General features: G+C 42.9%; 28 protein-coding genes. 6 read left to right on the forward strand and 22 right to left on the reverse strand.

Annotation, left to right across the window (positions count from 1 at the left end; translation table 11 throughout):
- Positions 1–145 precede the first annotated feature (145 nt).
- From tsf to HMPREF9331_RS03995, 7 genes are all read right to left on the reverse strand, one after another.
- Positions 146–1,111 carry a translation elongation factor Ts gene (gene tsf / locus HMPREF9331_RS03965; protein ID WP_016419844.1) on the reverse strand — a complete coding sequence of 322 codons (966 nt, stop codon included), beginning with the start codon at positions 1,109–1,111 and terminating at the stop codon, positions 146–148.
- A gap of 69 nt (positions 1,112–1,180) precedes the next feature.
- Positions 1,181–1,906, reverse strand: coding sequence for a 30S ribosomal protein S2 (gene rpsB, locus HMPREF9331_RS03970; protein WP_016419845.1), 726 nt, complete (start codon positions 1,904–1,906; stop codon positions 1,181–1,183).
- A 132-nt stretch (positions 1,907–2,038) separates the two neighbouring features.
- Positions 2,039–2,425, reverse strand: coding sequence for a 30S ribosomal protein S9 (rpsI, locus tag HMPREF9331_RS03975; RefSeq protein ID WP_009642384.1), 387 nt, complete (start codon positions 2,423–2,425; stop codon positions 2,039–2,041).
- Positions 2,425–2,880 (reverse strand): 50S ribosomal protein L13, encoded by a 456-nt coding sequence (gene rplM / locus HMPREF9331_RS03980; protein ID WP_016419846.1) that lies wholly within the window; start codon positions 2,878–2,880, stop codon positions 2,425–2,427. The genes rpsI and rplM overlap by 1 nt, the downstream gene beginning before the upstream one ends.
- Positions 2,881–3,075: 195 nt before the next feature.
- Positions 3,076–3,462 (reverse strand): hypothetical protein, encoded by a 387-nt coding sequence (locus HMPREF9331_RS03985; RefSeq protein WP_016419847.1) that lies wholly within the window; start codon positions 3,460–3,462, stop codon positions 3,076–3,078.
- On the reverse strand, positions 3,452–3,736 hold the full coding sequence (locus HMPREF9331_RS13200; protein WP_016419848.1) for a hypothetical protein: 285 nt from the start codon (positions 3,734–3,736) through the stop codon (positions 3,452–3,454). Before HMPREF9331_RS13200 ends, HMPREF9331_RS03985 begins: the two co-directional genes overlap by 11 nt.
- A 99-nt stretch (positions 3,737–3,835) precedes the next feature.
- Positions 3,836–4,477 carry a hypothetical protein gene (locus HMPREF9331_RS03995; protein WP_016419849.1) on the reverse strand — a complete coding sequence of 214 codons (642 nt, stop codon included), beginning with the start codon at positions 4,475–4,477 and terminating at the stop codon, positions 3,836–3,838.
- A 171-nt stretch (positions 4,478–4,648) separates the two neighbouring features.
- Here HMPREF9331_RS03995 and HMPREF9331_RS04000 point away from each other — a divergent pair, with 171 nt between their 5' ends.
- From HMPREF9331_RS04000 to hemW, 3 genes are read left to right on the forward strand one after another with little or no spacing between them, the layout of a single operon-like run.
- Complete coding sequence (locus HMPREF9331_RS04000; RefSeq protein WP_016419850.1) at positions 4,649–5,611, forward strand: type I phosphomannose isomerase catalytic subunit; 963 nt, start codon at positions 4,649–4,651, stop codon at positions 5,609–5,611.
- Between the two features lie 17 nt (positions 5,612–5,628).
- Complete coding sequence (gene ruvC, locus HMPREF9331_RS04005; RefSeq protein ID WP_034567511.1) at positions 5,629–6,174, forward strand: crossover junction endodeoxyribonuclease RuvC; 546 nt, start codon at positions 5,629–5,631, stop codon at positions 6,172–6,174.
- Between the two features lie 3 nt (positions 6,175–6,177).
- Complete coding sequence (hemW, locus tag HMPREF9331_RS04010; RefSeq protein ID WP_040356940.1) at positions 6,178–7,311, forward strand: radical SAM family heme chaperone HemW; 1,134 nt, start codon at positions 6,178–6,180, stop codon at positions 7,309–7,311.
- A 3-nt stretch (positions 7,312–7,314) separates the two neighbouring features.
- Here hemW and HMPREF9331_RS04015 read toward each other — a convergent pair whose 3' ends face one another.
- From HMPREF9331_RS04015 to HMPREF9331_RS04075, 13 genes are all read right to left on the reverse strand, one after another.
- On the reverse strand, positions 7,315–8,343 hold the full coding sequence (locus HMPREF9331_RS04015) for a DUF3078 domain-containing protein (protein ID WP_016419853.1): 1,029 nt from the start codon (positions 8,341–8,343) through the stop codon (positions 7,315–7,317).
- A 127-nt stretch (positions 8,344–8,470) separates the two neighbouring features.
- The gene (locus tag HMPREF9331_RS04020) at positions 8,471–9,073 is read right to left on the reverse strand and encodes a DUF5683 domain-containing protein (protein WP_016419854.1); all 603 of its coding nucleotides are present in this window, start codon (positions 9,071–9,073) and stop codon (positions 8,471–8,473) included.
- Positions 9,063–9,986, reverse strand: a complete 924-nt coding sequence (locus tag HMPREF9331_RS04025; protein ID WP_009642921.1) for a ParB/RepB/Spo0J family partition protein — start codon at positions 9,984–9,986, stop codon at positions 9,063–9,065. The genes HMPREF9331_RS04020 and HMPREF9331_RS04025 overlap by 11 nt, the downstream gene beginning before the upstream one ends.
- Before the next feature lies 1 nt (position 9,987).
- A complete protein-coding gene (locus tag HMPREF9331_RS04030; protein ID WP_009642911.1) occupies positions 9,988–10,758 on the reverse strand; it encodes a ParA family protein in 771 nt (256 codons plus the stop codon).
- A gap of 132 nt (positions 10,759–10,890) precedes the next feature.
- Positions 10,891–11,643: a 3-oxoacyl-[acyl-carrier-protein] reductase gene (gene fabG / locus HMPREF9331_RS04035; protein ID WP_016419855.1), complete on the reverse strand. Its 753-nt coding sequence runs from the start codon at positions 11,641–11,643 to the stop codon at positions 10,891–10,893.
- Between the two features lie 28 nt (positions 11,644–11,671).
- Entirely contained in the window at positions 11,672–12,364 is a 693-nt protein-coding gene (locus tag HMPREF9331_RS04040; RefSeq protein WP_040357014.1) for a carboxypeptidase-like regulatory domain-containing protein, read from the reverse strand.
- Positions 12,365–12,427: 63 nt separating this feature from the next.
- Positions 12,428–13,507, reverse strand: a complete 1,080-nt coding sequence (locus tag HMPREF9331_RS04045; RefSeq protein ID WP_016419857.1) for an LptF/LptG family permease — start codon at positions 13,505–13,507, stop codon at positions 12,428–12,430.
- 24 nt (positions 13,508–13,531) lie between these two features.
- Complete coding sequence (gene tgt, locus HMPREF9331_RS04050; protein WP_040356943.1) at positions 13,532–14,662, reverse strand: tRNA guanosine(34) transglycosylase Tgt; 1,131 nt, start codon at positions 14,660–14,662, stop codon at positions 13,532–13,534.
- A 44-nt stretch (positions 14,663–14,706) separates the two neighbouring features.
- On the reverse strand, positions 14,707–15,747 hold the full coding sequence (locus tag HMPREF9331_RS04055) for a DUF445 domain-containing protein (protein WP_016419859.1): 1,041 nt from the start codon (positions 15,745–15,747) through the stop codon (positions 14,707–14,709).
- A 21-nt stretch (positions 15,748–15,768) separates the two neighbouring features.
- On the reverse strand, positions 15,769–16,608 hold the full coding sequence (locus HMPREF9331_RS04060; protein WP_016419860.1) for a hypothetical protein: 840 nt from the start codon (positions 16,606–16,608) through the stop codon (positions 15,769–15,771).
- 14 nt (positions 16,609–16,622) lie between these two features.
- The gene (locus HMPREF9331_RS04065; protein ID WP_016419861.1) at positions 16,623–17,402 is read right to left on the reverse strand and encodes a DUF695 domain-containing protein; all 780 of its coding nucleotides are present in this window, start codon (positions 17,400–17,402) and stop codon (positions 16,623–16,625) included.
- Positions 17,403–17,534: 132 nt separating this feature from the next.
- On the reverse strand, positions 17,535–18,203 hold the full coding sequence (locus HMPREF9331_RS04070; protein ID WP_016419862.1) for a hypothetical protein: 669 nt from the start codon (positions 18,201–18,203) through the stop codon (positions 17,535–17,537).
- Positions 18,204–18,208: 5 nt separating this feature from the next.
- Entirely contained in the window at positions 18,209–18,808 is a 600-nt protein-coding gene (locus tag HMPREF9331_RS04075; protein WP_016419863.1) for a riboflavin synthase, read from the reverse strand.
- A gap of 70 nt (positions 18,809–18,878) precedes the next feature.
- Here HMPREF9331_RS04075 and pdxA point away from each other — a divergent pair, with 70 nt between their 5' ends.
- Together pdxA and HMPREF9331_RS04085 are read left to right on the forward strand one after the other, a co-directional pair.
- On the forward strand, positions 18,879–19,949 hold the full coding sequence (pdxA, locus tag HMPREF9331_RS04080) for a 4-hydroxythreonine-4-phosphate dehydrogenase PdxA (protein ID WP_016419864.1): 1,071 nt from the start codon (positions 18,879–18,881) through the stop codon (positions 19,947–19,949).
- Between the two features lie 128 nt (positions 19,950–20,077).
- Positions 20,078–21,754, forward strand: coding sequence for a putative transporter (locus tag HMPREF9331_RS04085; RefSeq protein ID WP_016419865.1), 1,677 nt, complete (start codon positions 20,078–20,080; stop codon positions 21,752–21,754).
- Positions 21,755–21,799: 45 nt separating this feature from the next.
- Here the strand turns inward: HMPREF9331_RS04085 and HMPREF9331_RS04090 are convergent, their stop codons facing one another.
- Both HMPREF9331_RS04090 and map read right to left on the reverse strand, forming a co-directional pair.
- Positions 21,800–22,561, reverse strand: a complete 762-nt coding sequence (locus HMPREF9331_RS04090; protein ID WP_009642910.1) for a class I SAM-dependent methyltransferase — start codon at positions 22,559–22,561, stop codon at positions 21,800–21,802.
- The gene (gene map, locus HMPREF9331_RS04095; RefSeq protein ID WP_016419866.1) at positions 22,561–23,367 is read right to left on the reverse strand and encodes a type I methionyl aminopeptidase; all 807 of its coding nucleotides are present in this window, start codon (positions 23,365–23,367) and stop codon (positions 22,561–22,563) included. The genes HMPREF9331_RS04090 and map overlap by 1 nt, the downstream gene beginning before the upstream one ends.
- Positions 23,368–24,129: 762 nt before the next feature.
- On the opposite strand from map, the gene HMPREF9331_RS04100 reads away from it, so the two are divergent.
- Positions 24,130–26,628 carry a TonB-dependent receptor gene (locus HMPREF9331_RS04100; RefSeq protein ID WP_016419867.1) on the forward strand — a complete coding sequence of 833 codons (2,499 nt, stop codon included), beginning with the start codon at positions 24,130–24,132 and terminating at the stop codon, positions 26,626–26,628.
- The last annotated feature ends 65 nt before the right edge of the window (positions 26,629–26,693 follow it).

Raw genomic sequence — 26,693 nt, forward strand, 5'->3', positions numbered from 1 at the left:
TAGTGACTAATGACAAGTGACTAACAACTAATCACTAATCACTAACAACTAACAACTAATCGCTAACAACTAAAATAAAAGGGTTTCCCTAATTACTTAAGGAAACTCCTTCTACTTTATATATAATTAAAATATGGAGAGACTATTATACAAGAGAAACTCTCTTAAATCCTGTGATTTCTACATTATATCCCTTTACATAGTCAGCTACTTTCTTACTTTCATCTTTGATGTAGTATTGGTCAAGTAGTGCTTTTTCTAGGTCAAGGGTAGTATTGTCGTCAATGAAGCGCTGTACTTTTCCAGGAAGGATACGATCCCATATTTTTTCTGGTTTGCCTTCTGCCTTGAGTTCTTCTTTGGCTTCTTCTTCGGCTTGTTTAAGCACTTCTGGAGTAAGCTGAAGGGCAGAGATGTACTTAGGTACATGTTTTTCAGTTTTTCCAAGGCGACGAAGCTCTTCGTTTTCTTTTACGATAGCAGCAATACGTGCTTCTGTTTCGCTAGCTACGAAAGCAGGATCAAAATCCTTGCTTGAGAGTACGATAGCCCCCATGGAAGCCACCTGCATACATACGTTGCGAGCTACCTCATGAGCCTTATCGATAGCTGCAGAAAGCGAAACTAAGGCAGCAATCTTATTACCTGCGTGGATATAGAGATCCACATAGTTACCCTCTAAGGTTTCAAACTGGCCAATCTCGATCTTCTCACCGATTACCCCTGTTTGTTCTGTTAGTTTATCAGCTACAGTAAGACCTTGGAAAGGAGCTGCAAGGAAAGATTCCTTGTCATTATAGTTAAGCGCCAATTCAGCCAATTCATTGGCCAAGGCTACGAAAGATTCATTTTTGGCTACGAAGTCAGTTTCGCAGTTAAGAGAGATGATAGCACCTTTGGTATGTGCTGCATTTACTTTAGCGATAGCAGCTCCTTCAGAAGAATCTCTGTCGGCACGTTTTTCAGCTACTTTTTGTCCTTTTTTACGAAGTATTTCGATGGCTTTATCAAAATCCCCTTCAGCTTCTACTAAGGCATTTTTACAGTCCATCATACCAGCACCTGTAGCTTGTCTAAGTTTGTTTACCTCAGCGGCAGTAATTTTTGACATATTCTCGTATATTTTTTTAAAAAAGTGATTATTTAAAGTTATAAATAATCACTTTATGAATTAATAATTTTAGTTTTCAGTATTTTTTTCCTCTGCTTTTTCTACTTTTTTGTCTTCGAGACCTTCTTTGATAGCTTCCACTACATAAGTAAGGATTCTCTCTATAGAGCGAGACGCATCGTCATTGGCAGGGATTACGTAATCTACCTCACGAGGGTCAGAGTTAGTATCCACCATAGCGAAGATAGGAATGTTTAATTTTTGAGCTTCTTTGACAGCGATGTGTTCTCTGAGAGTATCTACTACAAAAAGTGCAGCAGGTAGGCGTGTCATATCCGCAATAGAGCCTAAGTTCTTTTCGAGTTTTTCTCTAAGACGGGTGATGTGTAGTTTTTCTTTTTTAGAAAGGGTATCGTAAGTACCATCTTTTTTCATTTTGTCAATAGATGACATTTTCTTCACAGCCTTACGGATGGTAACAAAGTTGGTAAGCATACCACCAGGCCATCTTTCAGTAATGTAAGGCATACCTACTGAAGTAGCTTTTTCAGCTACGATATCCTTAGCTTGTTTTTTAGTAGCTACGAAGAGGACTTTACGGCCAGAAGCAGCGATTTTCTTAAGTGCTTCGTTGGCTTCTTCTATCTTAGCAGCCGTTTTGTATAGGTTAATCACGTGGATACCGTTTCTTTCCATATAGATATATGGCGCCATATTAGGGTTCCACTTTCTGGTAAGGTGTCCGAAATGCACCCCAGCTTCTAATAGGTCTTTTACTTCTATTGAATTTGCCATTTTTTTAATAGTTTACGTTCCGTATTAAGAGTTAGCAATACATGGTGATTATTTGTCCCATAGTATTTGGATGCTAAACTAACTTCCTCAAGAGGGGAATACGGCAATAAATAAATGATTTTAGATAAAATATTAACGTTTTGAGAATTGGAATCTCTTACGAGCTTTCTTCTGACCGAATTTCTTTCTTTCTACCATACGAGGGTCGCGGGTAAGAAGGCCTTCAGGCTTAAGCACTGCGCGGTTTTCCACGTCCAATTCGCATAGCGCGCGAGAGATGGCAAGGCGGATGGCTTCGGCTTGTCCTGTGATACCACCACCATATACATTTACTTTTACATCGTAAGTATCCTCGATGCCAAGCAAAGCAAAAGGTTGTTTTACCTTATACTGAAGGGTAGGGGTATTGAAATAATCAGTCAAATTTCTCTTGTTAACGGTGATCACACCACTTCCCTCTTTCAAGTAGATACGAGCGACAGCGGTTTTTCTACGTCCAATCTTGTGAATTACTTCCATTATTTAAGGTCATTTAGGTTAATAGAAACAGGCTTTTGAGACTCATGGTTATGAGTAGCCCCTGCATATACTTTAAGGTTACGGAAAAGAGCAGCACCTAATTTGTTTTTAGGGAGCATACCTTTTACTGCTTTTTCAATGATTCTTTCAGGGAACTTTGCAAGTACCTGTTTGAAAGATTGAATACGTTGTCCGCCAGGGTATCCAGTATAGCGAAGATACTCCTTAGTGTCGGTTTTTAGTCCGCTAAGTTCTATTTTCTCAGCGTTGATAACAATTACATTATCCCCACAGTCGGCATGGGGGGTGTAACTTGGCTTGTACTTACCTCTGAGGAGTTTGGCAACCTTGGAGGCAAGACGTCCTAATTTCTGGCCCTCAGCATCTACCACAACCCACTGTTTTTCAGCAGCTTGCTTATTTACTGAGCGTGTTTTGTAACTTAATGTGTCCACACTTAAATTATTTTAATTAAACATTCCTATTGTGTTAGTACCTTGATTTATTGGTATTTCTAACAGCGTGCAAAGGTACAACAATTTATCAAATCTGCAAATTTATTTTTTTATTTTTTTAGCGTGCCCATTCCTCATACAAATGAAAGTTTTTGCAAGGTATTGATATAAAAAAATAACTCTCTCTGAAAGGAGTTATTTCTTTGTTTTTTTCTTGGATTGTTGTGCTTCCATATTTCTAAATTCTTCCACTATTTCCTTAAAATCAGTGGTTTTCTTGCTTTCTATTTCCGATTTGTCATAGATAGAGACAAAAATAACGGATTTTGTTTCATCATCAGTATCTATATTGAACACCACTTCGTGCGTAATTACTCTGGCTCCTCCACTTTTACCTTTACTCTTAGTGGTAATGTTGAGGCGTATTTTCTTAAACCCTCCACCCAAAGAGGTGCCTAAGAGAGGGTTTGCTTCTATTTCCTCCTTTAGTTTTATCAGATCCTTTTTGAGAGATTTGTATTTTTTCAATAAGGGTTTGGCCTCCTTACTGAAATTCTGTAGCACATAAAATTTATATTTCATTGATAAAATCTTCAAAAGGTATAGCTTCTTTCTTTCCTGCTCTTACATCAGCAGTTTCTTGTAGTGCTTTTAAAAATTTTTTTCTAAAAGTTTCGTCTTTTTTGGAGGACACGGCAGGTTCAGGATTGGCAAGTCCCGCTTTAGCCTTTGCCTTGGCAGGGGCTTTTTCCTTAGACTGGGTTTCTGTAAATTCCACAAAACTAAGCGTCTTCAGATATTCAATAAAAGCTAATGCTTGTGGGCTGTTGCTGGTAATGGTGATAGTGTAAGCCATAAGATTCTTATTTCGGGTACAAAGATACAAATTATTTTTTGTACTAAGTGCAAAAATTGTACCAAAACGCAATAGTCCCAAATTCTCTCTCAAGTGATTTTAGTCCTTTTCTTTCATGTAAAACTTACCTTTTCTCAAGGAGGCTTCATCAAAGAAACGAATGTCCTCTATCTCAATGCGATATATGATATTATAGGGTACCTCAGGCGGGTTATAGGATAGTATAGAAAATACTACTTTCTTGTGTGTCTGGGGATTCTGATAAATATAGTTACTCATTTTGGTATCCTTGGGTTGGAAAATAGGATCATAGAAAACACTCCCCAACTTCTCTGTTAGCTCAGGAAAAGAGATAGGATATATAGCCTTTTCATAGCTCACTTTTCCAGCTTTGATACTATAGGGACTATGGAGGGATAGGTCTAAGGTGTATGCGTACTCAGCTGCTCTCTTATAAGATATTAGCTTGGCATTATTATCATATTTTTCCTTATCCAGATCTATATAAGCTACTTTTTCTTGGGTGAATCCTGCAAAGCTGCTTTTCTTTTCCTCAAGAAGAAGATATTTCTTTTCAGGGGATATACTTTGAAAAATAGCATATATCTTTTCCTCTGAAGGCTCTTCTTGGGTTACCTGCTGACAGAAATCAAGTAATATCTCTATCAACTCTTTAGAATTCTGTGCCCTTAGAGGGAGACAGACATACAAAAATAAAAGTATCCATATTCCTTTTTTCATTTTATACAGCTTTTCTATAAGGTACAAAGATAAAATTTATCCTTTTATTTATAACCAAACCTCTCATGATTAACAGATAAATAACAAAAATAGCCAATATATAGAACACTCCTAAGACTGCTTGTAATTCTAAAAAAAATTGTACTTTTGTGCTTTCAAATATTGATACCAATGAACCTATATCCACTTAGCTTTGCCCCTATCTTTAAGGAACGTATTTGGGGCGGAGAGAAACTTGAGAAGGAACTCCATAAGCCTATCCATCAACCTCTTATAGGGGAAAGTTGGGAAGTCTCTACAGTAAAAGGAGATGTTTCTGTCATTAGCAATGGTACTCTAAAGGGTACTTCCCTACAGGCACTCATAGAGCAAGCACCTGAAGCACTCTTAGGCCGTGCCGTATATAAGCGATTTGGGACAGACTTCCCACTGCTTATCAAGTTCATAGATGCCGCTCAAGACCTCTCCATACAAGTACACCCCGATGATGCTTTGGCCAAAGCCCGCCATAACTCCTTTGGAAAAACTGAGATGTGGTATATCATGGAGGCAGATACAGATGCTTCTATCATTATAGGTTTCAATAAAAACGTGAGCCGAGAGGAGTACCAAGCCCACTTGGCTGACAAGACCCTTAGCCAACTACTTCATTTTGAAAAGGTAAAACATGGGGATATGTTCTTTATCCCAGCGGGGAAAATCCACGCCATAGGAGCTGGAGTCTTATTAGCTGAAATCCAACAGACCAGCGACATCACTTACCGCGTATATGACTTTGACCGCAAGGACAAAAATGGTAATTACCGAGAACTACATACAGAACTTGCCTTGGACGCTATTGATTTTGAGCAGAAAGATGATTTTCGCAAGACCTATACCAAGGCGGAAAACACCGTTAATCCTGCTGTGGTATCACCTTATTTTACTACAGATTATTTGAAAATTAACCAAGAGATGCCCCTGACCCTTTCAGGAGAATCTTTCCATATCTATATGGGGGTTGCTGGTAAGGGCAGTCTACAATATGGGGATATGGAACTGCCTTTGGAAAAAGGGCAGACTGTATTGGTACCTGCCTGCTGTAAGCAAATCAGCCTTAAGGGAGATATGGAGGTCTTACAAGTATCTTGCTAAAAGAGAGGAAAGTGGTTATAGAAAAAATCATCTTAGGGGTAGACCCTGGTACGACCGTTATGGGCTTTGGTATCATAGAGGTAGTGAAGAACCAGATGCGTTTTGTTCAGATGAATGAACTCTTACTGAGCAAGTATGACAATCACTACCTCAAGCTCAAGCACATATTCGAGCGTACCACCGAGCTTATAGACACCTATCACCCTGACGAGTTGGCCATAGAAGCCCCCTTTTTCGGAAAGAATGTACAATCCATGCTTAAACTGGGGCGTGCTCAAGGAGTAGCTATGGCGGCGGGACTGGCTCGCGATCTGCCTATTACCGAATACGAACCCAAGAAAGTGAAGATGGCCATCACTGGCAATGGAAATGCCTCCAAGGAACAGGTAGCCAAGATGTTGCAGCAGTTGCTCAAATTCAAAGAGCTCCCCTCTCACCTTGATGCCACCGATGGGCTGGCCGTAGCTGTCTGCCACTTTTTCAATGGCGGAAAGGCCGAAAAGCAACAAAGTTACTCCTCTTGGGAGGCCTTTGTCAAGCAAAACGAAAACAGAATTTCTTGAGCCATGTATAGCCTCTATATACATATTCCTTTTTGCCGACAGGCCTGCCATTACTGTGATTTCCACTTCTCCACGACCCTAAAGCACAAAGAAGAGATGGTCAAGGCCTTATGCAAGGAACTGGAACTAAGAAAAGCGGAGGCTACCACTCCCCTACAGACCATCTATTTGGGCGGAGGCACCCCTTCTGTATTGACTTTTGCAGAGCTAAGCGAGTTATTTGCTACTATCTACCAGCATTACAAAGTCAATGAAGGGGCTGAAATCACTATAGAGGTCAATCCTGATGATTTTTCTCGCCCCAATAGCGAGCTTTCCTTAGCTCAGTTAAAAGAATTGGGCATTAACCGCCTTAGTGTGGGGGTACAATCCTTCTATGAAGAAGACTTACAGCTGATGAATCGGGCACATAGTGCTGTGCAGGCCACTGCTTTTTTAGAACAAGCCGTTCCTCTATTTGCCAATACCACTATAGACCTTATCTACGGGATTCCCCATATGACTCAGCAGCGCTGGCGCTCGAATATAGAGCGGGCGCTTTCCTTCGGGATACCTCATCTTTCGGCCTATGCTCTTACGGTAGAGCCTCGTACCGCCTTATACCAGTTTATCCAGAAAGGCAAGATGCCTCCTACCGATGACGGACAAGCCCGCCAGCACTTTTACTTACTCAAGGAACGCTTAGAGCAAGCAGGCTTTGTACATTATGAACTCTCTAATTTCGGTAAGCAAGGCTATTTTAGCCAAAACAATACCGCCTATTGGGAGCAAAAACCCTATATGGGAATAGGCCCTTCGGCACATAGCTACAATGGGCAAGCACGTATGTGGAACATAGCTCATAACATAAAGTATATACGCCAAATAGCTCAGGGTATTCTCCCCCAAGAGCAGGAAATCCTATCAGAGAAAGACCGCTATAACGAACGTATTATGACTGGGCTTAGGATACGCAAAGGCATCTCCTTGGAGAAGATCCAAGCCGATTTTGGCCAAGAGTATCTGAACTACTTAATCAAAGAAGCCTTTCCCTATATAGAGAAAGGCCTATTGTTAAACAATGAAAATCATCTGATCACCACTGATGCAGGATTATTTCTCAGTGATGGTATTGCCGCTGATTTATTCATGGTATAGGGCTTAGAAGGTGTATTTGATCCCTATACCCAATATCTGTTTGAACTGTACTCGTGGGCTGTATAAGTGTTTCGCACCATTGGGCAATATTTCTTCTTTAAATTTGATATCATCATCATACTTCAGGTGAGTACCGATACGTGCTTGTAGGAAACTATTAATCTTCATGTCTATAGACATTTGCCAGTCTATATCTATATTACCGAAACTCTTGTCATACTGGGTATATAAGGAGGCTTGGTTGGTCATCTTGACATTCTCATAGATATCCATTTCATGCTTGCCTGATACCAAGAAACCGACTCTGGTAAGGCTGCGAGGGGAGTGTTTTATGAGCCTACCTGTATTATCATATTCGGCTATAGGCAGACCGAAAGAACCTTTATCAGCCAATTTCTGATCCATAACAAAGGTAGATTTCAAGGTAAGCGGAGAGACGAAAAGGGCTGTTTTACCATTCTGTGGTGCATACTCCGCACCAATACTTATATACAGATAACCTGGTGCCATAAAACGAGAGATTGGCTCATCGTCTGCCTCTCTTGGGTCGTCGTAACCATCGCTGAACTGGGTGTTGAAAGTCAGCTTGGCCGAATAATACCAATCCCTAAAGCCTGTACGATAACCATAGGAAGAAGTAAAGGTAACTTGGTCATCAGTTTTTCTAAGGCTTTCTCCTTTTTGGGCGTTGATTCCATAGTTGGCCACCAGTTCGTTATCCCAGAAATAATTTTTTACCAAGTAACGACGGCGAAATTTTACATCGGCTAGGAAGGTAATGGAATTTACCCCCCCTGCATTCCAGTTGGAATACGCTACCTCACTCATGTTAAGCCCCACTGAGTTGAACTTATACCAGCGTTCATTCTGGAGTTTTAACTTCTCAAAGGTATAACTCAGTTCGTTTTTACTAAAATCCACCTCTTTTACCTGAATAATAGGAGGCATAATCCTCGGACGCACTTTTCTTACCTGCGCTTGTAATGGCAAAGCAAACGAAAGAATAATGATACTAAGTAGTAACTTCTTCATTTTTTATAATTGTTAATTGTTAATAGTCAATAGTGGTTAGTCGTTAGTGGTCAGTCACTAGTCATTAGTCATTAGTCATTAGTCACTAGTCGTTAGTCACTAGTCATTGGTCATTGGTCATTGGTCACTATCTAAGTTTATAGGTTAGTGAGAGTCCTATACAGGGGCTATTATTAAAGTAATTCTGATACATGAATGGTTCTAAGGAAAGATTTTCATCGACATTGAATTGTTTGAGGTGAGCATCTACATTGGCCTCAATGATATTAAGCGCATAGAAGCCTATGGCAAAGAGCATAGCCATTTCCTTATTTCTTCGGTAGAGATTTTGGGCACGGCGGAGCGCATCGGTGCTTAAGCGTGGTACTCCGTCCTGACGGCCAGGGTAGAACTCATCGTCGGTACGCCCATCCAGACGACTCTTGTAGGCATCCCGATAGCGGTTTAGCTCCTTGTCGTTCTCTATATACAGATAAGTAGGAATCCCTATGGCCAAATATACAATAGGGATTTTCCAATAACTCTTGTTATAGGCCTGCCCCAGTCCTGGAATAATTGCCGAGTAAAAAGCTGCTCGTGCTGGAGAAAGTGGATCGGTATTCCAAGTAGGAGTGACCACCTTATCGGCAACCACCACAGGGGGGGGCTCCTTTACCGATAAGGTATCGGATTGCGCCCAAGCCCTAGAGGCCAAGAGTATCGTTATCAGTATGTAAAAGCTAAGCCTCACCGTGTAGAATTTTTTGTATACGTTCTAATTCCTCTTCTGTTTGGAAAGGAATTTCTATCTTTCCCTTACCCGACTTATCTATTTTCACTGCAAAGTGCTTGCCAAAGCGCTGGCGTAGTCCTTCGAGACGCTCGGCAACGAAAGACGGCAGTGGTGCAGGTGCTTCCTTGCTCTTAGGCTCTTGTTTGGGAGGGATTACCGCCACCTTTTGTGGATTCTTGAGCTGTTGTACAGCCTGCTCGGTATCGCGTACGGAGAGGTCTTGGGCAACGATACGGTTATAGAGTTCCAATTGTTGCTCCTTATCCTCAATATTGATCAGCGCGCGTCCGTGCCCCATGGAGATAAAGCCGTCACGAATCCCTGTTTGTATAATAGGGTCCAACTTCAAAAGGCGTAGATAATTGGTAATGGTAGAGCGTTTCTTACCCACCTTTTCACTCATCTGCTCTTGGGTAAGGCTCAGCTCCTCAATCATACGATTGTAGCTTAGCGCTACCTCGATAGGGTCTAGGTCTTGTCGTTGGATATTTTCCACCAATGCCATCATGAGCGATTCCTCGTCATTGGCAATACGTATAAAGGCAGGAATAGAAGTAAGTCCCGCCATTTTGGCTGCTCTCCAGCGGCGTTCCCCAGAGATAAGCTCGTACTTTTGGGTATCTATTTTTCTAACCGTAATGGGCTGAATAACCCCTAATTCCTTGATAGAAGACGCCAATTCACTAAGGGCTTCCTCGCTAAAGACGGTACGTGGCTGATAAGGGTTTTCGGTAATCTGGTCTAAGGGTAGTTCCAGTACATTACCGATGAGCTTATCTGCATTGGTATCGGAGGCCGATTGTATATCCTCAGCAGGGAGCAAGGCCCCTAAGCCACGCCCCAATCGTTGTCCTTTGTTTAACTTTCCCATGCTATGCCTTCGTATTCTTTTTAATAATTTCTTCTGCTAAGCTGATATAGTTGGCCGCGCCCTTGCTGGCTGCATCATAACTAATGATAGTTTCCCCAAAGCTGGGAGCCTCACTAAGGCGGATATTTCGCTGAATAATAGTTTCAAAAACCATCTCACTGAAATGTTTCTGCACCTCTTCCACCACTTGGTTGGAGAGTCTTAGGCGTGCATCGTACATAGTCAAGAGCAGTCCTTCTATATCCAAGGCTGGATTATGGATTTTCTGTACACTTTTGATGGTATTGAGAAGCTTGCCTAATCCTTCGAGAGCAAAATACTCACATTGGATAGGGATAATCACCGAATCGGCAGCAGTAAGTGCGTTAAGAGTGAGCAGTCCCAGAGAGGGCGCACAATCTATAATGATATAGTCATATCTGTCCTTAATCGGTGCTAGAGCCTCCTTGAGCATATACTCACGGCGGGGCTTATCCACCAATTCTATTTCGATAGCCACCAGGTCTATATGTGCAGCAATTAGGTCTAAGTTAGGCGAGTTGGTAGGGACTATGGTACCTTCGGCCTCCACGGAATGTTCCAAGACCTCGTAGGTTCCACGCTCTACACCCTCTACATCTATTCCCAATCCAGAGGTAGCATTGGCCTGAGGGTCGGCATCTATCAGGAGTACCTTTTTTTCCAAAACCCCTAAAGCAGCCGCTAAATTAATAGAAGAGGTAGTCTTTCCGACCCCTCCTTTTTGGTTGGCTACAGCTATGATTTTGCCCATAATATCTTATTATTTTTTCAGAGGGTAAAAGTACGGCTATTTTTGCGATTGACAAAACAAAGTTATTAACAATATTAGTTAAAAAACATTTGCAGTTACTTAGCCATTTATAACTGCAAATGTTTTTATTTCTTAGGCGGTGATCATACCTCCATCTATACGGAGCACCTGTCCTGTAATGTAAGAGCTCATATCGGAGGCCAAGAATACACAAGCGTTGGCAATATCCTGAGCGGTTCCGCCACGCTTAAGAGGAATGGTATCGCGCCAGCCTTGTACTACCTCTGGAGAGAGCTTGGCGGTCATTTCAGTTTCTATAAAACCTGGGGCAATAGCATTGCAACGGATATTACGAGAACCCAACTCCAAGGCTACCGACTTGGTAAAGCCCAAGATACCTGCCTTAGAAGCAGCATAGTTAGCCTGACCAGCATTTCCCTGTACCCCTACCACGCTACTCATATTGATAATATTACCTGAACGTTGCTTAAGGAATACCTTCTGTACCGCCTTGGTCATATTGAAGATAGACTTGAGGTTTACGGCGATTACTTTGTCAAAATCTGCTTCACTCATACGCATAAGCAGATTATCCTTGGTAATTCCCGCATTGTTAACCAATATATCAATACCACCAAAGTCCTCTAATACCTTGTTAACTAGCTCTTCGCATGCCTCAAAGTCAGCAGCATTGCTCTGATAAGACTTTATTTTAACTCCTTTGTTTTTTAGTTCTTGTATCTCGGCTTCAGCCTCTTCAGGAGCAGTTCCATAGAAAGTAAAAGCTACATTAGCCCCTTGTTCTACAAAGGCTTTTACAATTCCTGCTCCTATACCGCGGCTACCTCCGGTAATAATCGCAGTTTTTCCTTTTAGTAAATTCATTTTTTTATATTTTATTATTTATTAGTCGTTAGTTGATTTTTTTAAGGCTAAAGAAATATTTATCAAAATCCTCTGCATGGTATTTCCCACTTACTTTTGGGTGATTCATTTCTATTTGTACGATACTATCCGAAAGAAACTCATATCGTCCATAATAGGTCGTATCCTTGGTCATTTGGTCATCAAGATATTCTAAGAAGCACAATTCGCCTTTATCAAAAAGCATTTTGGTCGCCACATAGTATGCCCTCTGCTGATTATAATATACTACTTCTTTTATACTATCAAACATTTTCCACCTATCATTTACCCTAAGTGTGGAAGGAATATCTCTTGTGTCTGTACAAAGAAAACCCATAAGCTGACCGTCTTCTGTATAGACGACTTGTCTTTCCACATTGTCCATCACCTCCCTCAGAGATGTTTTTTCTCCTACACGCCTTAGATAGATATCATTTGCAGTCCAAACAGTTCCTTTAGAGGCTCCACCACCATAGCGATCCCACATCACAATCATATCGGACTCGTAACCTTCCTTACTAACCTGCTCACTTACATGTACAGCAGGTGCCTCAAAACCAATAAAAGTAAATTCGTGATACCTTCGCTCAGGAAGTCTGAAATATCCTTGCTTATCGGTCATGACCTCTCCTACCTGACATTGCGCAATAGGATTCCCATAGTAATCCAATACCCGCCCTGTGATAATGGGTCTTGCCATTCGTGAAACCAAGCACGAAGTACATAAGATACCTATGAGAAATAATACATAGTTTTTCATAACCTACCTCCTTGATTTTCGTATCATATAAACTGCCAAAAGAGCAAACATCACATTGGGGATAATCACCGCCATAAGGGGGGTAATCCCTGACTTCTCCGCCATGATCCCAAAGACACGCTCAAAGAACACGTAAGAGAACCCTATGAGCACCCCAAAGGCCAGATTGACTCCCATACCGCCTCGCTTCTTGACCGAGGAAACCGCAACTCCTATGACTGTCAATATAAATACGTTGAATATCGCTGCCCAACGGCGGTAATACACCAGCTCATAGATGCGAATATTAGGCGAACCCTTTTGGCGCTCCTGAGCGATAAACTTGTTTAGCTCAAAGAAATTCTTCGTCTCAGCGGCGTATTCTATCGGGAGTAGGTCGGTAGTTTTGAAGTTGAGCAAGGTATCCTTCTGATAGGCCTGCTCATAGATATCGTCCAGCTCCCCTACCTTGCGATGGGTATAATTATAGAGCTCATAGGTCTTTATACTATCCTTCTCTACCCACTTAATGGTGGAAGCCGTAATCTTGTCGGTTAGGGTAAGACCCTTGAAACGCTCTAAGACAAAGTTATCTCCTTCATTCTTATTAGCATCAAAGTCACTGACATAGATATATTCGTTGTCATTAATCTGGTTAAAGAGGTTATTCCCTTTAGAATACAAGCCAGGGGAGAGATAAGTCCCATAGAACTCATTGTACACCCCACTGGAGTAAGGCACCACAAACATTCCCATCACTAGTACGAAAGCCGAAAGTATGGTTGCCCCAAAGAAATAAGGGCGCAAGAAACGGTTGTAGGAAATCCCCGAACTAAGCATAGCTACAATCTCCGTCTTCTCGGCCAGCTTGGAGGTGAACCATATCACCGAGAGGAAGAGGAAGATCGGATAAAGAATATTGGCAAAATGCACCACAAAGTTGGCATAATACTTCAAAATCGCCTCAGTGGGGGCATTGTTCTCTGTCATCTTCTGGTTTTTCTCGGCGAAATCCACCAAAATCCCGATGGGAATAAACATCAGGAAGAGGGCGGAGTACGTCAGGAAATAACGCTTGAGTATGTATCGGTCAATTATTTTCATTCCTTGAGTAAAGTTTCGCTGAGATTACAAACGGTTATTCATCTGGCGGACCATTTGGTTTTTCCACTGGGAGAAATCGCCTTGCAAAATATGCTTTCTTGCCTCACGCACCAGCCAAAGGTAGAAACCTAAGTTGTGAATGGAGGCAATTTGCTTACCTAAGGACTCCTCAGCGGCAAAGAGATGGCGCAGGTAAGCCTTGGTATAGTAAGTATCTACAAAGGTATAACCATTTTCATCGATAGGTGAAAAATCGTTTTCCCACTTTTTATTTTTTATATTAATGGTACCATGAGCGGTAAAGAGCATCCCATTGCGTGCATTGCGGGTTGGCATCACACAGTCAAACATATCCACGCCCAAGGCAATATTCTCCAAGATATTGATAGGTGTACCCACTCCCATAAGGTATCGAGGCTTATCCTTGGGGAGAATATCGCAGACCAGCTCGGTAATCTCATACATCTTCTCAGCTGGTTCTCCTACCGAGAGCCCTCCTATAGCATTTCCATCAGCCCCTTTGGAGGCGATATATTCGGCAGAGGCACGGCGCAAGTCAGCATATACAGATCCTTGTACAATAGGAAAAAGAGACTGGTTGTAGCCATACTTAGGCGCATTCTCTTGCAAGTAATTTATACAACGATCCAGCCAACGATGCGTCATGTGCATAGAGCGCTTGGCATAGGGATATTCGCAAGGATAGGGCGTACATTCGTCAAAGGCCATAATAATATCAGCCCCTATGCTGCGCTGAATTTCCATAGATTTTTCAGGAGAAAAAAAGTGATAAGAGCCGTCAATATGGCTTTTGAATCGCACGCCTTCTTCCTTTATCTTTCGGGTGCTGGAAAAAGAATATACTTGATATCCCCCGCTATCGGTAAGGATATTTCTGTCCCAGTGCATAAACTTATGTAAGCCCCCTGCCTGCTCCAGTATAGAAGTGGTCGGGCGCAGGTAGAGGTGATAGGTATTTCCAAGGATAATATCCGCACAGATATCCTCGGACAGTTCTCTCTGTTGTACTCCCTTGACAGAGGCCACTGTACCCACAGGCATAAAGATAGGGGTTTCTATCACGCCATGGTCGGTAGTGATACGCCCTGCACGGGCATGAGTGGCGGCATCTGTAGATAGTAATTCAAAATTCATATAAGACTCTTTTTCAGGGTGCAAAGATAGTCAAAATTTAGCTTTTAGAAAAGCTGTGTGATAAAGTAAATTATCAAACCTACCAATCCCCCCACTAAAGTACCATTGACACGAATAAATTGTAAGTCCTTGCCCACCTCCAATTCCAATTTCTCACTCAGCTGACGCCCCTCCCACTGCGCTACCGTAGCGGAAATAAGGCGACCTACCTCCTGCTTATTTCTTAGAACAAACTGATAGGCAATCTTCTGCAACCAAGTATCTATCTGAGATTGTAGCGCCGTATTGGCTCGTAGCTCCTCGGTAAGGTGCGCGATTCCCTTTTGGAGCAAAGCCGTTAGTTGCTGCTGCCATTGGGGGGTATCCAGTCTTTGCGCAAAGTTATAAAGCTCCCCTGTAATCTCCTCTCGGACAGGATGGGAGGGCTCTTGTGCCATTTTGAGTATATATTGATAAAGCCCTTCGGCTACCTTTTCAGCTATTGCTTCTCTGATAAAGGCGGGGACAAGCATAGGGAACTGGTCATCAATCTGTCGCTCCAATATCTGGCGATGCGTATCAAGATAAGTGGCTACTTTCTTAAGCGCCTCGGAGAGTAAACCCTCATGCTTATGTTCTTTCAAGAATTGTACCAAAAGCGTACTGGCTTTGGTATGAAGTGGATAGCTTTCTATAAAAGCTGTCAGCTGGGCAGAAGTGTTTTCCTTAGAAAGCCAATCCAAAACAAAAGAGGAAGGCTTAATCTTGGTGATATAAGGGCGTATTTGCTGGGATTTTAGAAAGTTTTCCACCACAAAGGCTCCTAAGTTCTCGCCTATATCATTCTTTCTGGCCTCAATCAGGTTGGTATGCGGAATATTCAGCCCCATAGGACGTCTAAAGAGTGCTACTACGGCAAACCAGTCCGCCAGTGCTCCCACCATAGCCGCCTCCGAAAAAGCCTTCAGATAGCCCACCCAACTCCACTGGGGGGCTTTGCGCTGGCAAATGACCGCTGTTATATAGAGCACTAACATCAGTAGTAAGAGACCTAAGGCAAGGTTCTTATGTTGTTGGAGTTTTTTTTGTTTAGTATCTTGATGCATTGATTAGGATATACTTATATTTTATTCCTCATAGGAAGGCTCTGGGTAGTCTAAGTAAGTAGCCTTATACCCTTGTTCTTCTTTGGTCAAAAGTATCTTGTAATTAGTATAGCCATCTTGGAAATTTCTATGCATTTTAAGCACAATTCCATCTGAAGTTAGTGCTGCATTAAGTACTTTCTCTCCGCAACCCTCGTCATTACAAAATTCTAAAAAATCCACTTTTTTTCTTGATGGATGGTCATACCCAAAGGCTTCAAGAGCGAAATCATTTTTCTCCAAAGTAACCAAGCCCTTAAAGCCATCTATGGAGACTAATACTACAGGGTCAAAAGGAGAGCCACACCCTGTAAGTTCATCTGTAAAGATAGGTTGTCCATAATATTCTGTACGATAAATCCGAATTGCCTGTGAAGCATCGAAAACTTTTTCAAAAGGCTTCTCTTGGAGCTTATAAACACGCCTTCCGTCTAAAATAAGAGGTTCTCCATTGGGTAATTCGGCCTTTACAAAATGATACTCATCACAATATTCTTGAGTATCATTATACATCAGCTCCGAAATAGACTTGATCGTAACAAACTTCCGATCCAGATCCATGCGATACTCCAAGAATTTCCCTTTTTTATCATAGGTAGCAATGGTATCCCCCATAAGGATTGCCTCCCCCTTCTCCCTTTTGAAGACAATATCGCTCACCCCATCAGGAATATTAGGGATATAATCATCTTCTGTATCCTCTTGTATTACTTCATCTTCTGTTATGATAGGAGGTTCTTCTGTCTTTTCAGGAGAAGAAGATTTGAAAAAATTACAACTTACAAGCAATGATGCTACCAGAATATAAATAATCTTTTTCATTTGATTTGGTATAATTAATTTGATTTTTCTTTTACTAAAATTGTTTCCCAGCCATCATAGCCACCATGGGTATCCAAGGCGATATCTATCAAATCCCAAGTATCTCCATCTATATCGATAGGCGTATTTTCCTTGGAGAGAATCAGACAATAGCCCAAGTCCTCCTGCACCTCCTTGCCCTCCTCTGGCACTATTTTTTCACTACTATACACGGTAAAGCCCAAAGCTGCTGCTTTTTCTATAGCACTAAGCATATCCTGCTCTGTATCAAAATAAAGCCAATGTTCTATGGGACGTGGTACCTCCACTTGGTCATCATTTTCTTGACAAGTGGAAAGTATCTCACGATTATAGATGGTCTGCTTTTCATAAATATTAGGATACAAGCCTTTTAGGAAGAAATTCCATTGCTTATCCTCGGAACACTCCACCTGATAGGTGTAACCCATGCTAGTATCCCAAGTAGCACTTAAGCGTTCTTGTAAGGCCTCAGGTGCCTTAGAATAAAAATACCAAGTAACTTCGCCCCGCGCAGTAAGCACCGCTACCAATATATCCTTATCCGACTGCAAGGGGCGTAGTATTTGGTCCTCTATGGCATAGATTTGGGGACGTTCATTGGTAGAAAAGCCATTTTCATCAGGATTTTTCAGCTCTATAGTAATCCTTACACAATAGGAAAAACCCTCTATAGGTGCTACTTCATCAAGGGCTAAGTTCAATCGGAACACAGCTGGGTTGTCATCAATCCAGCTTCTGTAAGCGTTCCATTCTTGGGGAATTTGATTTGTCATGCTTTTTAAGTTAAGAGTGAATAGTGAATAGTGGTTAGTTATTAGTTATTAGTTATTAGTTATTAGTCATTAGTCATTGGTCATTAGTCATTGGTCATTAGTCGTTTGTCATTAGTCACTGGTCATTAGTCATTAGCTCCACCATCTTCCTGAAAAGGTTACTCTCATCAGGAAATAATTACCTTTAAGAGAAGGTGTTACACCTGATAGGGTTGGGTTTTGCAGGAAATACTGAAGGCTCAGTTGTATAATATGTCGCTCTAGCTCAAAGGTATTCTGTACGCCTAAGGCAAAGACCATACGTGTTTTCTCGTTCTTATCCAAGTCTTTTCTATCCTTTAGTCCCTCATCCTTGGGCGTGAAACTCACCCCACAGCCTCCTATGGAAACCAAGCCACCAAGGTGATACTGCTCATTCTCCCAAAAAGGATGCGTATATTCCAAAAGGACAAATACGCCTGAGAGGCTATTCTTCTCGGAGGTAAAATGCTCATAGAGAGGAGCGGAGGAAAACGTTCCTTTCGTATAGTCATAGACGTATTTTTTCTCTCCTGTATCTCGCTGATAGTGGACAGGATATTGGCTTTTTGAAGCTATTAAAAAGCCTGCGGTAAGCCCCAAAAAACTCCCTTCATGTCCCAGCTGTAGGCTCACCGATACAGGGTTTAGCATAACCCCCGCCTGCTGATTTTCCCCCAAAGGGAACGCTGCCCCTACTCCCAAGCCCATAAAAAGACCATCTTGTGCCACCATAGCCCCTGAGAAGAGTAGGAAAAACAAACTCATACACACCTTTTTCATAACCATTAGATTTTAAGTTCTAAAGCCCCCACCTTGGCCAAGACATACTTACCTATGACGTCAAATTCCAAATTGACCTTGTCCCCTACCCCAAGGGTATGAAAACAAGTATGCTCATAGGTGTAAGGAATCACCGCTACGGAGAAGGCTCCTTTTCGTGAACCTACCACCGTAAGGCTCACCCCATTGACAGTAATAGAGCCTTTTTCTATGGTCATATTCCCCAAGGAAGGATCGTAGTGAAAGGTAAAGACACGGCTGCCCTCGGCGTCCTCAATAGCATGGCAAATGCCCACCTGATCCACATGTCCCTGTACAATATGCCCATCCAATCGGTCGCCGAGCTTCATAGCTCGTTCGAGATTGACCTTGTCTCCTACCTGCCAAGAGCCTAAGGCGGTCTTTCGAAGGGTTTCATCTATAGCTACCACCTCGTATATATTGTCCTCAATCCCTACTACAGTAAGGCATACCCCGTTGTGTGCTACACTCTGGTCTATCTTAAGCGCAGCGGCAAGCTCGCTTTCTATAAAAAAGTGGCGGTTCTTCCCTTGGGAAGTTATTTTTGCCACGCTACCAATTTTTTCAACAATTCCTGTAAACATTTTCAATAAAATTACGTATTTTTGCACCTCAAAACGCGTACGCTGAAATACGCTGCAAATTAACAAAAAAATGGCCGAAAAAACAAATATTCGTATAGGAGTTTCCATAGGGGATCTCAATGGAGTAGGTTTGGAAGTGGTAATGAAGACCTTTGCCGATGAACGCATGTTGGACTTCTGTACGCCTGTGCTCTTTGCCTCGAACAAAGTCATTGCTTTTGGGAAAAAACAATTTGGCATTGATTTCACCTACAATGGTATCGTGCACCTGAACTCTATTATTGACCACAAACTCAATGTCATGAATATATGGCGGGAGCTTCCCACTATCCAGTTGGGCACCCCTACCCCTGAGAGTGGTCAGTGTGCTTTGGACTCTCTCACAGCAGCAGTGGCTGCACTGAAGGATGGCGCGGTAGATGTACTAGTAACCGCTCCTATCAACAAGAAAAATATCCAATCCGAGAGTTTTCACTTCCCTGGACATACCGACTACTTAGCACAAGAGCTAGCAGGTGATAGCCTGATGTTCATGGTATCGGACGAGCTACGTGTGGGACTACTCACTGACCATGTACCCCTCAAAGATGTCGTAAAGCATATAACTCCAGCCCTAGTAGAGAAAAAAATCCGCCTTATGGAGGCCTCCTTGCGTATGGATTTTGGCATTATTCGCCCTAAAATAGCCGTCTTGGGTATCAATCCTCACTGCGGAGACCAAGGCGTTATAGGCAATGAGGAAGAGAGAATCATACACCCTGTGGTACAAAAGCTCTACAAAGAAGGCATCTTAGTCTTCGGTACTTACAGTGCTGATAGCTTCTTTGTCTCTGACTATAAGCACTTTGACGGAATCATCGCCCCTTACCACGACCAGGGACTCATTCCTTTCAAGATGATGTCCTTCGGCAAGGGGGTCAACTTCACCGCTGGACTTTCTAAAGTACGCACCTCCCCTGACCATGGTACCGCTTATGCGATCGCTGACAAAGGTATCGCCGACGAAAGCTCCTTCCGCCAAGCTGTCTATACCGCTATAGACATATACAGAAGAAGAGCTGAAAACGAGGAGCTTATTGCCAATGCCTTAGATGTCAATAGCTTAGACAAAGGATTTTTGTCTAAAGAAAAGGGAGACTAACAATAATTGTCAATTGTTAATTGTTTATTCCCTAAATCCCAAAAATTAAGGAACTACCAAATGATTAATTAACAATTTGACTCATCAACTTATTAATAATTAACCATTAACAATTAACAATTGTATTTATGGACTGGTTTTATAACTTAATGACCAACCATGAGAGTGTGGCCTATACGGTGATCATCTATAGTATTGTCATTGCCGCAGGGGTAGCGCTGGGAAAAGTCCGCATCGGGGGGATTTCCTTCGGTATTGCTTGTGTGCTTTTCACAGGTATTGCGGCCTCTCATTTTGGCTTCACTATCAATGGTGAAGTACAACATTTTATAAAGGAATTCGGACTGATCCTATTTGTCTATACAATAGGACTACAAGTAGGCCCTGGTTTCTTTGCCTCCTTCCAGCGGGAAGGGATTAAGTTCAACGCCTTGGCAGTATTGGCCGTATCGCTATGTATGCTCACAGTGATTGCCATTCACTATCTCACAGGAATTGACATGCCTACTATGGTAGGGATCATGTCCGGGGCTGTTACCAACACCCCTGGACTGGGAGCCGCTCAGGCTACACTAAGCGATTTAGGCGCTACTGTATCCGACTCGGTACTCTCCACTGGCTATGCGGTAGCTTATCCCTTTGGGGTATTGGGGATTATTCTTGCGATGCTCGGCATGAAAGCCTTCGCCAAGATTAATATAGAAGCCGAAAAGCGACTACACAGTTTCCGCCATCGTGGAGAGCATTCCACCATTGTACGAGTAGCCTTTGAGCTAGAAAACCCGGCTCTTTTTGGCAAAAAACTCAGTGCCATTCACAAGACTTTAGACTTCAACTTTATCTGCTCTCGTATCTTCAAAAAAGGAGAAGTGATTTTGGCCAATGACCATATCACCTTGGACAAAGGGGACATCATTCTTTTTGTCGTAGATAAGCAATATAGCGAAAAACTCAGCAACCTCATCGGAGCATCCGTTAAGACCGAAGAATACTTCCCTGAGGATACTAAGAATAAAAAACTCATCTCTCGTCGTATCAATGTAACCCAAAAAGAGGCTTACACTAAGAAACTATCCGAAATGAATATATACGAACGTTTTGGAGTTACAGTTACTCGTGTGTATAGAGCAGGGATGGAGTTTGTTGCCTCTCCTGATACCAAGTTACAATTTGGTGATACCATTACTGTCGTAGGTAGCGAAGAGCAACTAAAGATTGCTACCAAAGAATTTGGTAACTCCAAGAAACGCCTAAGCACTCCTCATATAGCCGAACTCTTCTTAGGGATCACCTTAGGGGTCTTAGTCGGCAGTATTCCTTTCCATATCCCAGGAGTACCTGTCCCTGTGAAATTAGGGTTGGCAGGCGGGCCGCTGATCGTGGCTATTCTCATCAGCCGTTATGGCGGACGCCTTTCGGTTACTCACTATGTGTCCCAGAGTGCCAACCTGATGATTCGTGAAATAGGAATCGTCCTCTTCTTGGCCAGTGTAGGCTTAGATGCAGGTAAGAGCTTTATCAGTACCCTTACCGAGGGCGATGGCTTCTTCTGGATGGGACTAGGTGCTATTATCACCTTAGTACCGCTCGTGGTTACCGCTTGGCTCTCTCGCTGGAGGGGTAAGCTCAACTACTTAGAGACTTGTGGGCTTTTGGCAGGTGCCTCCACCGACCCTCCTGCTTTGGCTTTTGCCAACGACATGACAGGCTCTGATGTACCTGCGCTCACCTACGCCAGTATATATCCACTTACTACCTTTATGCGTATTATGGTCGCCCAGCTGCTCATTGTTTTCTTCACATAAAAAAGACGCAATAAATTGCGCCTCTACCTATAAAAATACTCCCTACTACTTAGAGCAGATAGGGAGTATTTCATTTTTTACCAATCTGTATTTTTCTATTTCCTCGGCAGTGGCGACCTCCGTGCAGGGCAAGGGCAATACCGAAAAGCCTATACTTCGCAATTTGTCAAAGTAATCCATACCATAGATCCGCACATGGTCATATTGTCCAAAAATACGCGCCCGCTCCTTGGGGTCGGTAATAGAATCATCGGCAAAGGTCTCTGCCCGCTCTATCTCTTGGGGTACTTGGAAGATCCCCCAACCGCCTTTCTTGAGCACTCGGTAGAGCTCTCGCATGGCCTGCGTATCATCGGGGATATGCTCTAAGACATGGTTGCAGAGAACCACATCAAACTGCTCATTCTCAAACGGTAAGGCACAGATATCCGCTTTCACATCAGCCAAGGGCGAATATAGGTCGGAGGTGATATACTCCAAATTGGCCTGCTGCCTAAACCGCTTATAAAAAGCCTGTTCTGGGGCGATATGCAACACCCTCAGTGGTGCAGAAAAGAAATCTGTTTTCCGCTTGAGATACAGCCACAACAACCTATGTCGCTCCAGCGAAAGCGTAGAGGGTGAGAGTACCCCCTCACGCACCTTGCCATAGCCATAGGGCAGAAAAGTGCGGAAGCTACGCCCATCTATCGGATCCGTATAGCGATCACCCTTGTAATAAAACGCCAAGAGTGGCCGCACCCAATAGCTGGCACGAATAAGCCAAGGGCGTGGAATTGTATTGAGTATCGTCTTAATCAGCCGCATTATTTATACAAAAATTCGTCCTCCTCATGGCTCTGGATACCCAGCGCCTCATAGATATACTTGAAAGTAGAAAGCAACTTAGGCTTGCCCTCTACCAGTGCTACATCATGCTCAAAGTGTGCCGATGGCTTACCATCGCGGGTGAGAATCGTCCAGCCATCACGCAATTGGTTGATGTTCTTAGTCCCCATATTGATCATCGGTTCTATAGCTACCACCATACCCTCAACAAACTTCTTTCCGCGACCTCGCTTGCCATAGTTAGGCATTTCAGGGTCTTCGTGCATTTTGGTTCCTACCCCATGCCCTACCAGCTCACGTACTACTCCATAGCCATGCTTTTCGCAATAGGTCTGTATGGCATAGCCTACATCCTCTACCCTATTGCCGAGCTTAAACTCACGAATACCCATATAGAGCGATTCCTTGGTTACCTTTAGCAGTTGTGCCACCTCAGCGCTTACCTCCCCTACAGGGAACGTATAAGCATGGTCACCATAGTAACCATTCTTCAGTGCCCCACAGTCTATGGAGATAATATCCCCTTCCTTCAAAGGCTTGTTGTTAGGAATCCCATGTACTACCTGAGCATTGGGACTCACACAGAGTGTATTAGGAAAATCATATAAGCCCAAAAAACCAGGCTTAGCCCCCTGAGAGCGGATATAATCCTCTGCCAATTTGTCTAAATATAAGGTAGTTACACCAGGTTTTATTTCCTTGGCCAACATGCCTAAGGTGCGAGAGACCACCTGGGCACTCTCGTACATAATCTCTATTTGTTCTCTTGTTTTTATCTTGATCATGGATTGAACTTTACAAACGTGCAAAAGTACGAAATTAATTGTCAATTGTTAATTGTTAATTGTTAATTAACTCATTCTTCGCAAAATCAATTACACTATTTAACGTGAGTTCGACGTAAATTATATTTTTCTCCCACAGATTCCACGGATTTTCACGGAGAGAATGATACAACAACTAAGTATAACTCCTTAATTTCCACGGATAAATAAGGCCTTTGGCCTTATAAAAATCTGTGTAAATCGCAACAGCACAATTACACAAACATAGAAAATCTGTGAAATCCGTGAAAATCTGTGGGAGCTTTCGTTATATCGAACTCACGTTATTTAAGTTTCGCAAGTCGTTTTTAGGCTATTTGTGATTATATAGTCAAACAGAAATGGTTTGCGAAAAATTAGCATGAGCAGGTGTAGGGGCTAATGGCAATTAGCCCTTGAAAGAGAACGAATTAGGAATGAATCCCTTGCCTTATTTATTCGTATTTTATTCGCATTCTAAATATGATTGACTATAAATGATTCGAATCAATAGTTAAAATATTATTTACTAACTTTCAACGAATTAGATTATACAGATATTTTCAACTATTGATTCGCATAAATAACTAATAATCAAACACTTGTAAAACTTAAACAAAGAATTTACAAGTTCTACAGAACCCAGAAAAATTAACTTTTATATAACTAAAAAAACATAGAAATGTACTATTTTTGCACCCCCGAAATTATTATTTTGAATTAGTTTAAATAATCATTGTTTATATGCGTAAATATCTATTATTCTGGGGAGTATTCCTCTGCATAATCCCCTCGTTACTCGCCCAAGAGGCGATCTCAGTACGCGGACGTGTTACCGACACACAAGGCCAGCCCCTCTTAGGGGTAAGTGTCATCTTAGAAGGCACCACCAAAGGGGCGTCTACCAATGAAAAAGGCTTCTATGAAGTCCATCATGTCCCTGTAGGAAAACAGACCTTTGTCTTTAGCTCCATGGGCTACCAAACGGTAAAGCAAGACTTTGACGTCGCTCCTAACCTATCGGGCACCCATACCCACTTGGATATTACCCTCCAGGAAGAAGCCCAACAGCTCCAAGAAGTAGAGATCATTGGTCGCCGAGAAAGTTCCTACAAGAACACCACTTCTTTCTCTGGTACCAAGACGGCCACTGCAATCCGCGACATTCCCCAAACCATCAACTATGTAACCAAAGAGGTGATCCTTGACCAAGGTGCCTCCACAGTGAATGATGTGGTAAAGAATGTCAGCGGGGTAAGCCAATACACCACCTATAACGACTTTAGTATCCGTGGTTTCCGCACCACAGGGAACCGCAATTCAGGCAACCTGCTCAATGGAATGCGTGCCCAAACCAGCCTTTGGTCGGCCTCTTCCTTAGCCAATATAGAGCGTGTGGAAGTCATCAAAGGCCCTGCCGCTGCCCTCTTTGGCAATGCTGCCCCTGGAGGTATCATCAACCGAGTGACCAAGAAACCGCTCTTGGAGCGCCAACATTCCGTTTCTGTAAATACTGGTAGCTGGGGTACACTCAAGAGCTACGGCGACTTCACTGGCCCCTTGAACGAAAGCAAAAGCCTGCTCTACCGCCTGAACCTCGGTTATGAAACCACCGATGGGTATCGCGACCTACAAGGGCGTAACACCCTCACCATTGCCCCCTCTTTCTCCTTTATTCCCAATGAGAAAACCCGCTTCAATGTAGATATAACTTACTATCGCTTAGACGGTAAGGTAGACCGCGGACAAACTATCTTTGGCGATGCCGACCTCTACTCGGTGCCTATCACCCGCTCGCTCAGTGCAACCAATGATTTCCTAAGAGAAACCCAAGTGAATGTCACCTTAGGGCTTACTCACAAGATCACTGAAGACCTTTCCTTCAATAGTACCTACCTGAACTCCTCCTATAGCGAAGACCTCAGAGAGCATAACCAAGCCAATAGCTACTATATGCAACAAGGGAACAAAGCCAACACAGGTGACCAAAGCAAAATCCTGATGCAGGCACTGCTAAGACAACGTACTTTCCGCAACAATAGCTTTAATAACTACTTCAACTACAACTTTACCACAGGCCCCGTAAAACACACTCTTTTGGTAGGTTATGACTACTTCCAAGTAGAACAACTTCCTGGTGCCTCCCAACTGACCGCAGGAGGCTATTTGCTTAAAAATGGAAAGACTACCACCACCTTTGATCCTGCCAAACTCAATACCTATGTAGTGGATGCCAACAACAAACCGCTTACCAATGTGGCTGTATTTGACCTAAACAATCCCACCGCTGGTAACGCCATGAAAGAGACCAACAAATATATCTTTACCGCTGGTAATACCAAACCCACCCTACAGACCTCTCATGGGATTTATCTACAAGAACAATTGGAATTCAGTATCGTAAAAGTGCTCCTAGGCCTTCGTAAAGAGTTCTTCCAAGACTTCCTCAACTATAAACAAAAGAATGAGGAAACCATAAAACAGCAAGCCCTTATACCTCGTGTAGGTCTGGTCATTACCGCTACGGATAACATCAACTTCTACTCCACTTGGATGAAAGGCTTCGAGCCACAGAGTGCTGATAACCAGTCCGATCCTGACCGCTATGGAGGCCCCTTCGACCCTGTCTATAGCGAGCTCTTCGAAACTGGGCTTAAGACGGATTGGTTCAACAGGCGTCTGAGTGCTACCGCCTCCGTCTTCAAGATTATCCAGCAGAACACCCTCTACCCTGCTTCCCCTGCGGTGCCTGGTAAGCCTGACTACAAAATGCAAATTGGTGAGGAGGAGTCCAACGGATTCGAGTTTGACCTAGCAGGAGAAATCGCCCCTAACTGGAGTATCTTGGCCAGCTACGCTTATATAGATGCCCGTATCACCAAGACCGCTCAAAACAATGAAAAAGACTTTGGCATGCAGCGCCCCTCTACCCCTCGCCATTCGGGGAATATCTGGACAAAGTACATCATCACCGAAGGCCCTCTCAAGCACTTAGGCCTGGGGGCTGGGTACAACTTTGTCACCGAGCGCTACGGACAGGTAGGCCGCCGAGCCAACACCACTGTATACCCTGGTTATGGCCTAGTGAATGCAGTACTCTACTACAAGATCAACCAAATACAGCTCCAACTGAACCTAAACAATGTACTGAACAAAACCCATTGGGTAGGCGGCTATGACAAACTACGCTCCTTCCCTGGTGCCCCCCGCAACATAAATGTGACGGTTTCCTACAAATTTTAAACTAAAAAACTTGCCCTAAAAAGGCAAGTTTTTTTATTGCGTAATTCTTACTTCTGAGCAGGTTT

It is taken from the genome of Capnocytophaga granulosa ATCC 51502, from assembly GCF_000411115.1.
Taxonomy (GTDB): Bacteria; Bacteroidota; Bacteroidia; order Flavobacteriales; family Flavobacteriaceae; genus Capnocytophaga; species Capnocytophaga granulosa.